10 protein-coding genes are annotated in these 16,252 nt (G+C 31.8%); 3 read left to right on the forward strand and 7 right to left on the reverse strand.

The window, feature by feature from the left end:
• Positions 1-454 precede the first annotated feature (454 nt).
• From VW161_RS00235 to hxlB, 3 genes are all read right to left on the reverse strand, one after another.
• Positions 455-1,276 (reverse strand): formate/nitrite transporter family protein, encoded by an 822-nt coding sequence (locus VW161_RS00235; protein WP_304086788.1) that lies wholly within the window; start codon positions 1,274-1,276, stop codon positions 455-457.
• An 830-nt stretch (positions 1,277-2,106) separates the two neighbouring features.
• Entirely contained in the window at positions 2,107-2,679 is a 573-nt protein-coding gene (locus VW161_RS00240; RefSeq protein ID WP_304086786.1) for an FmdE family protein, read from the reverse strand.
• 118 nt (positions 2,680-2,797) lie between these two features.
• Positions 2,798-3,388, reverse strand: a complete 591-nt coding sequence (gene hxlB, locus VW161_RS00245; RefSeq protein WP_304086783.1) for a 6-phospho-3-hexuloisomerase — start codon at positions 3,386-3,388, stop codon at positions 2,798-2,800.
• 236 nt (positions 3,389-3,624) lie between these two features.
• On the opposite strand from hxlB, the gene VW161_RS00250 reads away from it, so the two are divergent.
• On the forward strand, positions 3,625-4,560 hold the full coding sequence (locus VW161_RS00250; protein WP_304086780.1) for a LysR family transcriptional regulator: 936 nt from the start codon (positions 3,625-3,627) through the stop codon (positions 4,558-4,560).
• A 161-nt stretch (positions 4,561-4,721) separates the two neighbouring features.
• On the opposite strand, the gene thiC is transcribed toward VW161_RS00250, so the two are convergent.
• Together thiC and VW161_RS00260 are read right to left on the reverse strand one after the other, a co-directional pair.
• Positions 4,722-6,020, reverse strand: coding sequence for a phosphomethylpyrimidine synthase (gene thiC / locus VW161_RS00255; RefSeq protein WP_304086777.1), 1,299 nt, complete (start codon positions 6,018-6,020; stop codon positions 4,722-4,724).
• A 464-nt stretch (positions 6,021-6,484) separates the two neighbouring features.
• A complete protein-coding gene (locus tag VW161_RS00260; RefSeq protein ID WP_325192624.1) occupies positions 6,485-7,405 on the reverse strand; it encodes a carbohydrate kinase family protein in 921 nt (306 codons plus the stop codon).
• Between the two features lie 651 nt (positions 7,406-8,056).
• On the opposite strand from VW161_RS00260, the gene VW161_RS00265 reads away from it, so the two are divergent.
• On the forward strand, positions 8,057-10,429 hold the full coding sequence (locus VW161_RS00265) for a peptidoglycan-binding protein (protein ID WP_325192625.1): 2,373 nt from the start codon (positions 8,057-8,059) through the stop codon (positions 10,427-10,429).
• A 271-nt stretch (positions 10,430-10,700) separates the two neighbouring features.
• Positions 10,701-11,531: a hypothetical protein gene (locus VW161_RS00270; RefSeq protein WP_304102299.1), complete on the forward strand. Its 831-nt coding sequence runs from the start codon at positions 10,701-10,703 to the stop codon at positions 11,529-11,531.
• A gap of 321 nt (positions 11,532-11,852) precedes the next feature.
• Here the strand turns inward: VW161_RS00270 and lysS are convergent, their stop codons facing one another.
• The gene (gene lysS / locus VW161_RS00275) at positions 11,853-13,439 is read right to left on the reverse strand and encodes a lysine--tRNA ligase (protein ID WP_304086765.1); all 1,587 of its coding nucleotides are present in this window, start codon (positions 13,437-13,439) and stop codon (positions 11,853-11,855) included.
• A gap of 486 nt (positions 13,440-13,925) precedes the next feature.
• The gene (nrdD, locus tag VW161_RS00280) at positions 13,926-16,238 is read right to left on the reverse strand and encodes an anaerobic ribonucleoside-triphosphate reductase (RefSeq protein ID WP_304086761.1); all 2,313 of its coding nucleotides are present in this window, start codon (positions 16,236-16,238) and stop codon (positions 13,926-13,928) included.
• Between the last annotated feature and the right edge of the window lie 14 nt (positions 16,239-16,252).

Below are 16,252 nucleotides of genomic sequence, written 5' to 3' on the forward strand. Positions count from 1 at the left end.
TATTGACTAACAACTGAAATTTTAAATAATTATATATTTATTAAAACTTCTAGATATTGTGAATTGTGTCGAGTATTGTGAATTGTGTCTATTGTTATAATCCAATAAAAGAATTGACAATAATATTCGAAGTACATAAATAATATAATATTATATTATCATGAAATGTGATATTTAGAACTTTAAAAAAAGATCTAAACGCAATCTAGAAACATTTTATGTCTCTAAAAGATTATTTTGGAATTTGAAATTCCATATAAGGATGATTTTCATTCAAATGAAATTTTTAAGAAAATTTCTAAAAACTTTAATAAATTATGTAAATACTTATTGATATTTGAATTAAATAGGTTTCGCTCAAATATTTCAATAAGTAAATACAAATTTAGGGATTTAATAAAAAATCCTTTGTGTTTGACTAATAGAATATTAGATTCAAACTGATTTTGTACATTTAGTCACGTAAGTATACGAACCAGTATGCACATGCTACAAATACTGCAGCACCAACGATGTTACCTAAGGTTACAGGTATTAAGTTGTTGAGGAAGAATTGTGCCCAGGTTACTTCAGCACCTAAGAAGATACCTAATGGGATGAAGAACATGTTTGCGACACTGTGCTCAAATCCAATACATACAAACGCCATGATTGGGAACCAAATACCGAAGAATTTACCTACTACATCATCAGCTGCGTTAGCTAAGTATACTGCTAAACATACTAACCAGTTACAACCAATACCTCTAAGGAAACATTGTACCCAAGTTAAAGAAGCAGTTGATTTTCCAGCTGCCATGAAGGTAGCTCCACCTAAAGCTTTGGTGTTAGCAATGGTAATTGCACCGCCAGCGAATGCTTCAGGTACCATAATACCAGTTGCGTAAGCAAGTACGTAAGCAACAAAGAGACCACCGACTAAGTTGAATACCCAAGATCCAACCCAGTTTTTGAGTAATCCCATAATATCAGTTTTACCATCTAAAAGACCCATAGTCATAAACATTACGTCACCAGTGAATAACTCAGATCCACAGATAACAACCATAATTAAACCTACAGGGAACACGCCCCCGAAGATCAATTTAGAAATACCTATTGGTACGCCACCAGCTACTGCACCAGTGTTTGCTACTTCTGCAAGTAATCCACCGAATGCAATGTAAGCACCTGCTAAGAAACCTAAAACAGCAAGTTTTAATATAGGCATTTCACCTTTTGCGGTAGCTGCAGATGCAATTGCTTTTGCAGTATCTGCAGGACTTTTAAAACTCATATATCTCAACCTCTTTTTTAAATTATCCCATATAATAATCAATACTCTCGAGGCATATGAAACCTTACATAAAGAGAGCATTAATTATAATTATTTATCATACCTATAAAAAGACTTTGCTATTAAAATGAAAACAAAACATTTATATAATGATAATGTTCATTTTTACAAAAAGAAATTTAATTCATATCGATAAAAAATAAGCATGAATTAAAAAATATTCAATCTATTCAATTTATAATTAATAAATAAAGTAAAAATGAAAAACTAACAAGAATTATTTTTAGATAAAAAATGAATAAATCACACCAATATGAAAATATATTCATATTTATAAATCATGATAAATTAAAATAGCTTAATAGAAACACTTAAAAATGTTAAAAAATCATAATAACAGTTATTTTATGAATATAATTAAATTTCATATCAATAAAATAACATAAATAAGCAAATACCTTACGAACATAAAAAACACATCAATGGGAATAACGTATTAAAAAACCTTAGAATCATTTGAATAAATACAAACAGTTAACCCGATTAAATTATTTATTTGGCTAAAATAAAGGAAAATACCCCAACATGAAAGCTATTTATAAAACGATAGAGAAAATTTTAAAAAAATAATTTTTGTTGAATGAGACATTATCCCCAAAATCATGATAAATTATGAAAAATTATGATGAGATAACCTAATAAATAGCAATGAATCATTAACAATGATATTTAGAAAAATATAAAGAAAAAATTAAGAAAGAATACAGTGAAAAGAGAAAGAAAATATTAAGAAAGATTAGAAGAAGATTATTAGAAATTTTTAAATTTACTTAATCATCAATGACTTCATAATATGCTCCCTCTGCACATGGTATGCATACTGGCTTTCCACCACGATTCAAGTGACGGCCATCAGTGATCTTCTCACCGCAAACTGAACAGAATACACTGGTATGTGGCTTACCTGGTATTTGGGAAGGATTCAATTCAACATGAACTTTTTCAACTTTGAATAATTCCTCAGCAGGAGTTCTTTTAAACCTTTCAATCATTTCATCTTTGGTTTCTTTTATTTTTTCTTGCTTGTTGGCATCTGCATCGGAAACCCTAATTGCTTCACCAGTATCCATATTATAGAAAGTTACAGCAAACTTGCCGTAATACATTTGCTTTAGGGACCTTTTCCCCATAGTGCATTTGGTGACGGATTGAACTGCATCCGCCATACATCTATCAATTTCTAAAAATACAATCAGGTTCTTATGACGCTTGTTTAATTCAAAGCCCATCAATTCCATACCATACATTGCAAGCTTAGTCCCAATGGCTATTCCTCCGCAGATTTCTCCATGAAATTCCCCTGCTTTAGCCAATTGTTCCTCATAGTCTTCTACACTTACCATATTAACACCCTTTATAAAAATCATAGAAAATTAGAAAAAAATTGGAAAATAAAAAAAATGGAATCCAATCTATTGGAAATGAAAAATTAAAAAAAAGAAAAAAGAAAAATTAGTAGGCTTATTCTAAAACAGTATGCCTATTTTTCAAGTCCTCTTCGGTTTTTCCCATAGCTTCCATCAATTCGGAAACCAATCCATCAAGGAAAACCAATGAAGTCAATTCAAAAGCAGTACCAAGAGGAGTCAAGGAAGTGTAATTTCCTTTAATTTGTCTTTTAAGGTAGTTTTCATCATCCACTTCAACTTTTGTTCTACCTTTAACATGAATGATTCCATCTGCCAATTGGCCTAAGCTGCTTTCAGGATAAGAGGTTAATGCCAATACTTTTGCCCCTCTTTTTTTAGAAATCTTCGCAGCGGTTACTATAGTGTTGGTCTCACCAGAACCGGAAATAGCTAAAATACAATCCCCTGCATTGATAGCTGGGGAAATGGTCTCACCTACAACATAAGAGCTTAAACCTAAGTGCATCAATCTCATTGCAAAGGCCTTAGCTGCAAGTCCAGATCTTCCTGCACCAGTTACGAAAATGTTGTCTGCAGTTGTGATAATTTCAATAAAATTCGCTATATCCTCTTCAACTAAATACTCTTCTGCATCATGAATATTGTTTATAATTGCCTCAATTGCTGATATCATTAACTCCATTTAAATCTCTACCTAAACTTAATACATAATTTCAATAATTATTTAACTTAAAAAGCATATGAAAACTAATTAAAAAAACAAAAATTAAATTGATAAATATTTTGAAATTAGATAATAATATTATATTCATTAAGATATTTAAAATTAATCAGTGCCAAAATCAAAAAGTTTTTTTAATATTTTCAATAAAAGAAAACATATATTTTCAAAACAAAAATGGGGTTTAGAGGGATTGAATGGCAAATCACGAAAATCAAAATCAGGAAGAAGTGTTCACAAATGATAATAATAGCATTAAGCCTGAGATTGGAATTGAAATAGATGGAATCTCCTTTAATTACAAGTTCTTTGAAACCTTGGAATCATTGTCAAAAACATATTCCCAAAGAAAAACCGCAAAGGAATTGAAAGTGTCTCATTCAGTGCTTAACAGAAGAATCAAAAATGCTGAGGACAAGCTTGGAGAGAAACTGGTCATTACAGTAGGTTCCGGTTCTGAATTAAGCAAAAAGGGATACGAACTATTAGACCTTTACTACAAATACAAAAACCGATTGGAAGACAGACAAGAAATCATAATCGTTGGAGGGCACATAATTACAGGCCTTCTCCAGGCAATCAGTTATGACTTGCCATTTAAGACATTGATTTACAGCAGTGATGACGAAAGCGCATATGAACTTGCAAAACAGGATTTGGTAGACATTTTAGCATTGGATGACCCGTTGCTTGCTTTTGAAAATGACTTGAACTTTACAGCTATTGCATATGACCATTTAGTATTAATATCTCCAAATCATGGAAAGACAATTGAAAGGATCTCTGATTTAGAAGGATTGAAATTCATTGGAGTCAAAGGAAGTGCACAAAGGTTGGCATGGAGCACCTTGAGACAGGAAAACATCAATTTCACTATTGAAAGGGAAGTAAAATCACAATTTGATGCATTCAAGATTGTGAGAAACTCTGATGAGTATTACACATTTTTAAATGCAAGCTATTTCAATGGAAATGAAATATTGAAAAACGAAACCCGTCACGTAATCAGTTTAGTGCAGATTAACGATACAAAAGATGATATTTATAATTTAATCGAATATTTGCTATTTGATGGTCAAACTAAAATAGGAGAACAAGGATTTATACCAATGAAACCCTGGAAAACTAGATAAACATTTAAATTTTATAATTCAGATTATCATTAAAAAAAATAGAAAAGTAGAAAATTACTCCCAACTATTAGAAAAAAATTTTGGTCCAGGTTTTGAGCTTCAGCTCAAAAGCTGGGAAAAAGTTTTGGTCAAGGTTTTTAGCCGAAGGCTAAAAAGCTTGTCTATTTAATTAATTCAGAATCAGATTGGTCCAACCATTGATTTACTATTTTTACAGCACAATAGTTACCGCACATTGTACAGGTGTCCTCCTCTTCAGGAGGTCTTTCATCTCTTTTTGCACGTGCAGCTTCAGGGAACATTGCACATTCATATTGAGCTTCCCAATCTAATCTTTTTCTTGCTTCAGCCATAGCCAAGTCTTGTGAACCATCGATTTGACCGCTAGCCAAGTCACCTGCATATGCACCGATTCTAGTTGCAATAACCCCTTCTTTCACATCTTCAGGAGATGGTAAAGCCAAGTGTTCTGCAGGAGTTACATAACATATGAAGTCTGCTCCAGCTTTTGCAGAGGATGCTGCACCAATAGCGGATACAATATGGTCGTAACCCGGTGCCACATCACATACAATAGGTCCTAACATGTAGAAAGGAGCATTGGAACACATTTTCTTTTGAATCATTACATTGGTTGGAATTTCATTGATTGGTATGTGACCTGGCCCTTCAATCATACATTGCACACCAGCATCACGGGATCTGTCAATCAATTCTCCTAAAATGATCAATTCTTGGATTTGAGCCCTATCGGTAGAGTCTGCAATGGAACCTGCTCTCATACCATTTGCAAGGGAAAGAACAACATCATGTTCCTTTGCAATTTCCAATACATAATCAAAGTTAGAGTATAATGGATTTTCCTTTTCATTTTCTACAATCCACCCGGACATGAATGATCCTCCACGGGATACTAGTCCAGTTACACGACCTTGTCTTTTAAGTCTTGTCAATGTTTCAATATTGATACTGCTGTGAACAGCCATGAAGTCTATACCATCTTTTGCTTGCTTTTCAATGGTATTGAATAAGTCATCTTCATCCATATAAATTACAGAACCATGCTCCCTAATGCTTTCAATAGCCGCTTGGTATACAGGTACTGAACCTACAGGGAGTGGAGACATATCTAAAACTCTGTTTCTTATTACATCCAAATCTCCACCAATACTCAATTCCATCAAACAGTCTGCACCATGGTCAATAGCAATCTGTGCTTTCAATACCTCTTCATCAAAGTTTACGATATCTGTAGAAGTTCCTACAGTTGCATTTACTTTTGTTCTAAGACCTGCACCGATACCTGCTGCTTCAATATCCCTGTTTACATTAGATGGGATTACAATAGTACCGTTTGCAACGGACCTTAAGATAAAATCTTCGCTAACTCCTTCAATCTTAGCGACATGTTTCATTTCTTCTGTTAATATTCCTTTTTTTGCATCACTTATTTGTGTCATTATTTATCTCCAATTTTATTTTGATAATGCTAGATTATTATAAAATCAATTTCCTAAGAATCCTTTATTTTCTTTGAATCATGTTGAGGAATCTCTAAATTTAAATTCAAATATATTTTATTAAAGTAAAGTTTAATTTAATTCTATTTTACTTGATTTTATAATTTTATTTAATGTATTTTATCTAATATAAAGATATCTATTTTATACAGCCCTTATTTGGAAAATAAAGCATTTATAGGCCTTTTTTATCAATTAGCTTTGATATATATCAAATACATTTTATTAAATTTTAAGTTTTTTTAAAAATTGATGAAAAAATTCTAAAAATCAAAAAACAATAAAGAAAATGAAATTCAATTAACAATCAGAAATTATGAAAAATTTTAGAAAATGAGAATAATGAAAAATAGTAAAAAATAGTTAAAATAAGAAAAAAATAAGAAAAAAATAGAAAAATAGAATTATATATAAAAATCCATCATTCTAGTATATGCATCATCATAAGTAGGCATATTTGTTTGACATCCTTGCTTTTCAACAACAAAGGATGAAACTGATGAAGCAAATTTAGCAGCTTCTTCTAATGAAGCACCATAAATAAGCCTAGATACGAATCCTGCCTTATAAGAATCTCCTGCTCCAGTAGGATCAACAGCAGGCCTATAAATAGATTCGACTTCTATTTTGCCTTCATCCGGACTATAAATGATACTGCCTTTAGAACCACAGGTCATTAGAACAACTTCTGGACCTAAATCCATCAAGCCATTGATATCAACATTCATAGACTCTTGAATACGCTTGATTTCATGATGATTTCCAAAAAGAATATTGACGTTGGAAATGACTTCCTTCAATTTATTAGGACTGTACATTCCAAGGTCTTGTCCTGGATCGAAGGATACCAATCTTTCCTCTTCCTTAGCAACAATTCCGGTTTTGCAATTGAAATGAGGATCGCCTGTTGCCAAATGAACTGCCTTAAATTCCTTAATCTTATCTCTTGGAACTTCACTGTCATGGAACTCTTTTCCAGCACCCCAGTAGAAATAACTGATTTGATCTTGATTGTTGTTTGTCATGACAAATGCTGTTGGAGTACTCTCCTCTTGGGATATGATTAAAGCTTCAGTGTCAACACCTAACTTTTGCATATTCTTGTGATAATGAGAATCAATGAATTCACATCCTACAGCAGAAACCAACCCAGTTTTCATTCCTAAAGTCGCACCAATCATTGCAACATTTGCTGCTGCACCACCATTCAAGTTTTTCATGGTTTTCATAGGTGCAGAATTATTGGCTTTAGGAAACTCATCAACTGTGATGATGTAATCCAATGCAGTATGTCCCACCGCTAATAAATCTTTTTTTACACTCAAATAAATACAACCCTTTTTGCTCTTGTTTTTAACTGTTTAAACCGTTTTAACTGTTAGTAAAAAAATCAATGAAAAAGCATTAAAAACTTTATCAATGACTTTTTTAGATAAAATAAGATTAAATATGGTTATTTTTAAAAAAATAATACCAATTATCATCTTATTAATGAATTAAATAATATTTACTGATTTAAATTTAGAAAAAATTCAATCATAAAATATTATTGAATTGAAAAATTTTTTTCTAAAATTAGTACAATATTATTTTAGACTTCCCAATATTTAATGATTTTTATTAACATATGTTATGTAAAATTTTTCGAGAGAATCGAAACAAAAAATCATCAACATTTAGTAATGAATATTTTATTTTTATAATAATTTTAACTTGCGATAGCATTTGAAAACTAATATTTTTTAATTCCTTCAACTTTACTAAATTAAAAATATTAAAAAAATTGTATTAAATTAAAAAATTTAATTAAATTTCAATTTTTAAAAAGAAAAATATATAAAAACTAAACATTAAAATTAGAATTATATCACGAAGTGAATAATATTTATTTTTGATTATAAATTTTATAAAATGGGGGCTAAATTATTAGCAAGATTAATAAAATAAAAAGTGTTTTAACATTATTTTTTATTATTATGGCAATATTTTGTCTTATAAGTTCTATTAGTGCAGTAGAATTATCTAATAATGATATAAATAAAAATATTGATGATAATATAATAAATACTATCGAAACAAGTGAAGAAAACAATGACATTGCAAACACAATTGAAATTGAAAGTCTGAATTCAGAAAGTATCCAAGATGAAACCTCTTTAAATCAACTTAAAGAGAGTAATTCCAATTCTATCTATGTTTCTACAGATGGAGATGATATAAATGGTGATGGAAGCAAAAATAAGCCATTTGAAACCATTAAACAAGGAATTGATAATAGCATAAATGGATCAACAATATATCTATCTGAAGGAGAATTTGAAGGATTCAATCTTACAATAGATAAAACATTAACTATCGAGGGTAAGACAGATAAGACCATAATTGATGCTAAAAATATCGCTAGAATATTCATAATGAACTCCGATGCCAAATTAACATTGATAGGGTTAAACCTAATCAATGGGAACATCATTGCTGATGGTTCAGGAGTTGGAGGATCCATTTACAATAATGGAGGTGAATTGACTTTAATCAATTGCACAATAAAGGACTCCTATGCAGACCTGTATGGTGGAGCAATATTCAATAATAATGGAAAATTGACCATAATTAAATCAAATATAATAAATAACAGCGCAGTCCAATATGGAGGGGCAATCTACTCATCAGGAATAACAGAAATTGAAAAGTCATATTTCAGAGAAAATCATATCACAGCTGAAAAGGGAGTGGGAGGAGCTATTGCATGTGGAGGAATTGCACATATCGAAGACACAGTCTTCTTTAAGAATTATGCAATATATTCTGCAGGAGCAATACTCTCCCTAGCAAATACCACAATAAACAACTGCAGCTTTATTAATCAGACCACAGAATATACTGGAGGAGCAATAAGCAATCACAATTATATGATAATCAACAACAGCCAATTTATAAATGGATATTCAAGATTTTATGCAGCTGCAATCCTTGCACCTCTAAGTGGACAGCATGTTGTAACTGAAGTTTACAATACTGTCTTTGATGGGAATCATGTAACCAATCATGCTGCAGTCTCAAACAACTTTAAGGACACCGAACTTAAAATGGAAAATTGTGCACTTGTAAACAATTACATCCTTACAATGGGTGTGAAAGGTTATGGAGATGTTGCATTGGATGACAACGCTTCCTTATTATACTGCTGGTGGGGACAAAATGAAATAGGCAATTACTATTCCCCACATAGTGACGCTTGGGAAGCATGGAAAATAAATGCATCAAAATGGTTAATCATGACCTTTACATCAAGCAATGAAATCATAGCCCAAGATAAAAATAATGTGCTGACTGTAAGTTTGCACCAATTCTTTGATAATGAAACTAAAGAAATTTACGATTATGATGAAGACATTAACTTGCCTCTTTCAGTTAAATTCTATACAAGCACTGGAAAAGTAATAGATAACGTAATTATGAAAAACGGTACTGCAGTTCTCAACTACAAGCCGGAACTTAATGTGAGATATGTTTATGCTCAGTTAAACAACCAAACATTAAACATTTCAGTTAAAATGAAAGATGAATCCAAGCTTATAGTGAATAATTTAACAAAATATTATTTGGAAAACAAGCCGTTAACCATTAAATTGACAGATTCAAATAATTTATCCCTTACTGAAAAAACAGTCATTATAAAAATATCTGGAAAAGAGTATCAAAAGAAAACAGACACTAAGGGAATGATTAACTTAGGCATTGATCTTTCTCCAGGAACCTATAATGCAGTAATAAGTTTTGAGGATGATGATTACAGAAATCAAAAGAAAACCGTGAAAATAACTATATTGAAAAATAAGCCTTCCATAAATGCTAAAAATAAAAGCTTTAAGGATAAAACTAAAATTAAAAAGTATAGTGTTGTACTTAAAAATAGTTTAGGAGAGACCTTGAAGAATAAGAAAGTTACCTTAAAAGTTAATGGGAAAACTTATAATGCTAAAACAGATGCAAACGGCAAAGCTGTCTTTAAAATAAACAAATTAACTAAAAAAGGAACATTTAGCGCAAAAATCAGCTATGCTGGAGACAAATCCTACAGCAAAGTAAACAAAAAAGTTAAGATAACAGTTAAACAGTCTTTTAAAACCGTTTCAAGAGGAAGCAAAGATAAATCAACAGTTAAAAAAATCCAAAAGGCATTGAAGAAAAATGGATATTACTTAACTTATAAAAAACATTACCTAAAGATTGATGGGATTTATCAAAGCCATACCGAAAGATCCGTTAAGGAATTCCAAAGAGATAATGGATTAAAAGTTACAGGAAAAGTGGATGAAACAACAGCTAAAAAACTTAAAATAATATGAATTAAGAAGATGTCATGACATATTCAATATTTATTCTATGGAAAAATAATATTAAATATTGAAACAATGCACAATAAATATGAAAATTTATAAATAAACAGATACAATATGTAATAATATAGATTATTTTATAAATTTTTTATAAAATCTTATTTTATTATAAATTTAGCGGTTAAATCAAATTAGTGGTTAAATTGTAATGCGACTGAAAATTTGAAAAATAATTGATTGTCTGATGTATTATGAAAATATATTGGATAATTGATAGCGGATGGTGGTTTTTATTTCCGAAGAAGAAATTGAAACTTTAAAAGAAAGATTAGCTAAGAAAGATGACAAACTTAAAAATCAGGCAAGCGAATTGAATCATTTAACAAATGAAGTCATTCCTGAATTGAAAAAACAGAACAAAGAACTAAAAATAGTTAAAAAAGAACTTACTGAAGCATTGGAAGCAAGCACAAAAAAATATTTTAATCAATTAGAAATCAATGCGGATTTAAGTGAAAGCGTTGCTAAAAAAGGTGCTGGTCTTCAATTAGCTAAAGTCAGATTGGAAGAAATTGAAAAGCTAGTTATTGAACTTGAAGCAAAAGCTAATGAAAAAGAAGCAGAAATTGCCGCTACAGAAGACTTGTCTGATGAAGAAAAATCAATTGTTGATCAACTTAACAATAAGGTCGATAAATTAAGCAAAGAGTTAGAAGCAAAAGACAGAGTTATTGACAATAAGGAAAAGGAAATCATAAGAAAACAAAACCAATTAAAAGACAAGAACTCTGAAATAGCTGACTTGAAAGAAAATCTAATTCCTAAACTCAAAGCTGAAACTGCTGAAATCAATGCTAAAATGAAAGCTAAAGATGCAGAACATGAAGCTGAGAATGCAGGAATTGGAGGAACAATCGCTAAGTTAGAAGCGGAAATTAAAGACCTAAACGAAAAATTAGATAACAAACAGAGAGATTACAATAAGTTAAGCACTGCAATGAATGCAAAAGACAAAACCATTAACTCTCTTAAAAACAAAAACCAACAATTATCTGAACAGCTTAAGAACCAAGACAACAAAGGATTCTTTAGCAAAATCAGAGGCAGATAATTATAATTAGATTAATTAATTTTTATTAATTAATCACTTTTCTTTTTTTACAAATTTTATACACTATACTATTTTTAGAATAATAATTTTTTATAGTAATTATTTTTTAAGTAATTATTTTTTTAGAAAAAATTCTATTTTTAAAAATAAAGTTTTAATATAATCGAACAAATAATTGTGGGATTATTTTGAAAAAATGGAAAAATTTACAAAAATAGAAAATAAAAAAAATAAGAAAAATAGTTTAAAGTAGATAACCCCCAACTACTAGAAAAGATTTTGGTCTAGGTTTTGCGCCCCACAGGGGCGGAAAAGCTGGGTTTAAGCTTCTTGTCTTAACCTTTTAACAACAAAGTCCTTATCTAAAGAGAGTAAGAATGAAGCTGCTCTTGGCCCTTGTTTTTGACCGAGAATCAATTTGTAAATAGCTTGGAAAGCCTTTTGTGGTTTTAATCCATGGCTTTCTAAAACTTCATACATAGCATCATGCAATTCTTCAGCAGATGAGAACTCTTTTTCTTCCATCAAATCAGCAAGATCTTTCAAGAATGCAATTTGATCATCTGGAAGTGGTAATTTTGGAATTGAGTTGTATTGAACTTGGAACTTGACGAATTTAGGAGCATATTTGTCTAACCAAGCGACTACATTATCTACTCTTTCTTCATATTGAGCCAATTCAAGTTCGGTTAAGTCACAGAAGTCCTTATCCTTAAAGCTTTTAGTCAATTGGGAATTCTTTTTCAAAATTCCAAAAATCTTTTCAAGGTCCTTTTCTCCAACAATTTGATAAGCATTTACCAAGAATCTGAAAGGAGGTCTGAATGGTAAAGGCGCATCTGCCTTGATTTGAGCATTCTTATAAATGCTTTTGAATTTTCTGCCTTCTTTTTCAGATGGAGCTTCTTCCTCTCCGTAGAATACCCTTTCAACTTTATCAAAGGTGTCCATGAAGTCTAACCATGGCATTTTTGGAGAGAAGTCTTTGGATTTCATAGGTTTGCTTCTGAATAAGTAATAGTTAAGACTTTCTGCAGGTCCGATTTCCAACCATTGTTCTGGAGTGAAGAATACACCATGAGACTTACTCATTGCTTCACCATCCAATGTGATCCATTCATATGGAACTGGATATGGTGCTGGGTAATCAAAAATCTCTTCAGAGATAACGCTACTTACATCGTAAGATCCACCAGCTGCTGCATGGTCTTTTCCAAATGGTTCACAAGTGGTTCCGAAGATTTTCCATCTTGCTGCCCATTCAACTCTCCAGGTAAGTTTACCGTTACCAGATTTGATGTCCATTTCACCGTCGTGACCGCACTCACATCTGTATTTTACAATGTCTCCATCGAAGTCATATGCTTCTGTGGTGTTTACTCTTCCACATTTTTCACAGATTGGGTTGTATGGCAACCAGTGGTCTGCGAGTGGCTCTCTTCTGTATTGGTCAAAAATGGCTTTGATTTCATTATGCTTTTCAAGGGAGATTCTGATTGATTCAAGGTAATCCCCATTTTTGTACATTTCAAAACCGGATTTAGGGGTTATTTCAATACCATAAGCATCAAGAACTTTGAATAAAGGTTTTTCAAAGTGTTCTACAAAGTTTTTACAGCATCCTTCAGGACATGGAATCATAGAGTATGGCATACCTAAGTATTGGTCATAAGATTCAGGAAGTGGGAATGGAACTTTTCTGAGAGGGTCATGGTCATCTGCAATCCAGATGGTTTCTGCATCATTTCCCAATTCACGCAATGCTTTTCCAATAGCATTTGCAATGAATACGTCACAAGAATTTCCAATATGTATAGAACCTGATATAGATGTACCACTTGCTATGACATGTTTTTCTACATCTATTTCATTTAATTCATCAGCGATTCTTTCAATCCAATGTTTCATTGTTTCACCATAATAATTATAAAAGCTGCTTTCAATTTAATGTGTTTAATATTCCAAACTATATATGAAAGCAATAATGAAGTAATAAATTAATATGAATTTGATACTATTTTGATAATATTTCGATAATAAATATCCAATATAAATATCCTAATAATTTATTATATTATATATTTTTATTATCATCTTATAAAAAATTAATTACAAAAATTAGAGATTAATCAAAAAAATCTGGAAAAAATTATAATAAAAAATAGATTTGGAAAATTTTTTTAAAAATTTATAGAAATTTTATAAAAATAGCCATTAAAGGATGTAAATAGGATTCTAAAATAAGAACCCTATTAAGTGGAAAAATAGAGTCAAGCTCTATATAAAAATAAATTTAAAATAATAGGCAAAAAACAATGCCTATGAAAATTAATTAATTAATAAATCAATTAAACTTCAAGATCAATCAATAAGTCAAAGATAAGTAGATTGAACTTATTGTTCAAATCTACGTCTGTCGATTAATTCTTGACGTTTACCTGCGTTCCATCCACCGTTTGCAGATTTAGCGTGACCTACTTGTTGTACGTAACCAGTAATTCTGTCATACCATTCCACATCAGCAGTTTCACCACAGGAAGGACATTTGTTGCTTAATCCTTTCATTAAGGTTTTACAGTGTAAACAGAAACTGAATGCTGAACTGTAAGCCCAGAAACCAATGTCAGATTTTCTTGCAATCTTATTGGTTAAGCTCATTAATGCATCAGGATCAGAGTATGATTCACCCATGAATGCATGGAAGATGTGTCCACCAGGAGTTAATTTGTGGTATTGGCCTTCAATTTTAACTTTGTCTGCAAAGGAAATGTCACTGTTTACAGGTACGTGTGAGGAGTTAGTGTAGTAGTTAGCTCCATTGTCACCTTGTAAGATTGCTTTATCTCCGAATTGCTCTTTATCCAAGGTTGCAAATCTGTATGCAGTTGATTCTGCAGGAGTTTGCAATACAGACCATCTGAGTCCAGTTTCTTCTTGTAAGGATTTTGCTCTTGCATTGATGTATTCTAAACATTTGATACCGAATTTGTTTGCATCTGGGTTGTCGATACCTTCACCGAATAATGCAAGCAACATTTCATTAAGACCACAGAAACCAAAGGATAAAGTGGAGTTTTGGATTCTGTAATAGGTCTCACCATCAACATCTTGATTTAAGAATGGTAAGATGTCAAAGTTGTTTAAACAGTTAAGACCTTGGTTTCTTCTAATCATTAAGGTTTCAACAGCTAAATCCATGTAGTTGTCTAAGTATTCGAATACATCGTTTTCATCTCTGGATTGGTATCCGATTCTTGGTAAGTTTAAGGTTACGTAAGCTAAGTTACCGGTTCTTAAACAGTCTTGTTCCCAGTCACCAGTCCAGGTGTCTTGGAGACAGGTTCTGCAACCCATATAGTTAGCCATTTGACCTCTGTATTTAGGTAACATGTTTACAAAGTAGGATGATCCGTATTTTGCAGAAAGTTCATGAACTAAACGGATATCGTCTTCATAGTCCCCTTTTAAGGTCTCTTCACGTAAAGTATAAATAGTATTTGGGAATAAGTGAGGTTTACCTTCGGAATCTCCTTCAAGCAAGATTTCAGTGAATGCCTTTTGGATCATTCTGGTTTCATCTTCAAAGTCAGCATAAGTTCCTACTACTTGTCCTTTTGGACCGTATGCAGTAACATCTTGCAAGAATTTTGGAACTCCGAATTCTAATTGCATGCTTGTAAATGGAACTTGGGAACCTCTTGCTGCATAAGCCATGTTCAAGTTGTAAACTAACATTTGAATAGCTTGTTTTACTTCATCATAACTTCTGCCGGTTGCAAATGGTGCAACAAATACGTTCCAGAGAGACATAGCTTGTCCACCAGACATGTTTTGCTGTGCTGCTAACATGATTTCTCCAGTATGGTTCATTAATGTTTCCATATGGGAAGGAGGTGCAGCAACTGAAGTGTGGTCTCCAGTACCGTCTACTTTAAGACCATGTTTGATGAATGCTCTTATATCATGTTGGAGACAGTTTAATGGTCTTCCAGCAAAGAATTCCAAGTCGTGAATGTGAATGTCACCAGACATGTGTGCATCAGCTAAGTGAGCTGGTAACATGTGTAAGAGAGCATATTGTTTTAATGCTTCATCAGCAACATATTTGTGAATGGATTCAGGGTTATGCATCATGTTTGCATTGTCTCTTGAACCGTTTTCAATTAAGGAAGTGATGTTGTAAACAGGAATACCTAAACGAGTGTATCTGCTTCTTAAATCTTCTAATCCGTATTCTACAAGTTTTGTGTTTACAATTTCCCTAATCATTGGAGCGGTAAGGTATTCGACATTGAGTTTTTTAAGTTCTTTCCAAACTTCAGTAGCAATTTCAAAAGCGGTTTCTTGGGAAGCACCAGTTTCTTCAACTAAGGTACTTGCAATTTTTGCCATGTCGAATGCTTCAATTTTATCTCTGGAAGAACGTACTTTTAAAGTAGTTTTTGCTAAGTATTTGTTAGCTGATTCAGAATCTACTTCTTCCAAGCATTCGTAAACAATCTTTTTGATCTCTTTAGTGCTGATTCCATCGTATAAGTTTTCAACAACAGTTGAGACAATTCTTTCAGATTCAAAGTATGGAGCATCAACCATAACTAAAGACTTTAACAATTTCTCATAACTGAAAGCTTCACAAACACCGTTGTTTTTCTTAACGGTGATTTTAGCTCTTCTAATATCGTTTTCTACATTATCGACTTTTTCCACTTTAACACCTTCAT

The organism is Methanobrevibacter ruminantium, assembly GCF_016294135.1.
In the GTDB taxonomy this organism is placed as follows: Archaea; Methanobacteriota; Methanobacteria; order Methanobacteriales; family Methanobacteriaceae; genus Methanobrevibacter; species Methanobrevibacter ruminantium_A.

Excerpts from the sequence above, each read along its gene's own strand:
- lysS (WP_304086765.1), bottom strand. The coding sequence starts at position 13,439 with ATGAAACATTGGATTGAAAGAATCGCTGATGAATTAAATGAAATAGAT.
- VW161_RS00235 (WP_304086788.1), bottom strand. The coding sequence starts at position 1,276 with ATGAGTTTTAAAAGTCCTGCAGATACTGCAAAAGCAATTGCATCTGCA.
- VW161_RS00250 (WP_304086780.1), top strand. The coding sequence starts at position 3,625 with ATGGCAAATCACGAAAATCAAAATCAGGAAGAAGTGTTCACAAATGAT.
- hxlB (WP_304086783.1), bottom strand. The coding sequence starts at position 3,388 with ATGGAGTTAATGATATCAGCAATTGAGGCAATTATAAACAATATTCAT.
- VW161_RS00265 (WP_325192625.1), top strand. The coding sequence starts at position 8,057 with ATGGCAATATTTTGTCTTATAAGTTCTATTAGTGCAGTAGAATTATCT.
- thiC (WP_304086777.1), bottom strand. The coding sequence starts at position 6,020 with ATGACACAAATAAGTGATGCAAAAAAAGGAATATTAACAGAAGAAATG.
- VW161_RS00270 (WP_304102299.1), top strand. The coding sequence starts at position 10,701 with ATGGTGGTTTTTATTTCCGAAGAAGAAATTGAAACTTTAAAAGAAAGA.
- VW161_RS00240 (WP_304086786.1), bottom strand. The coding sequence starts at position 2,679 with ATGGTAAGTGTAGAAGACTATGAGGAACAATTGGCTAAAGCAGGGGAA.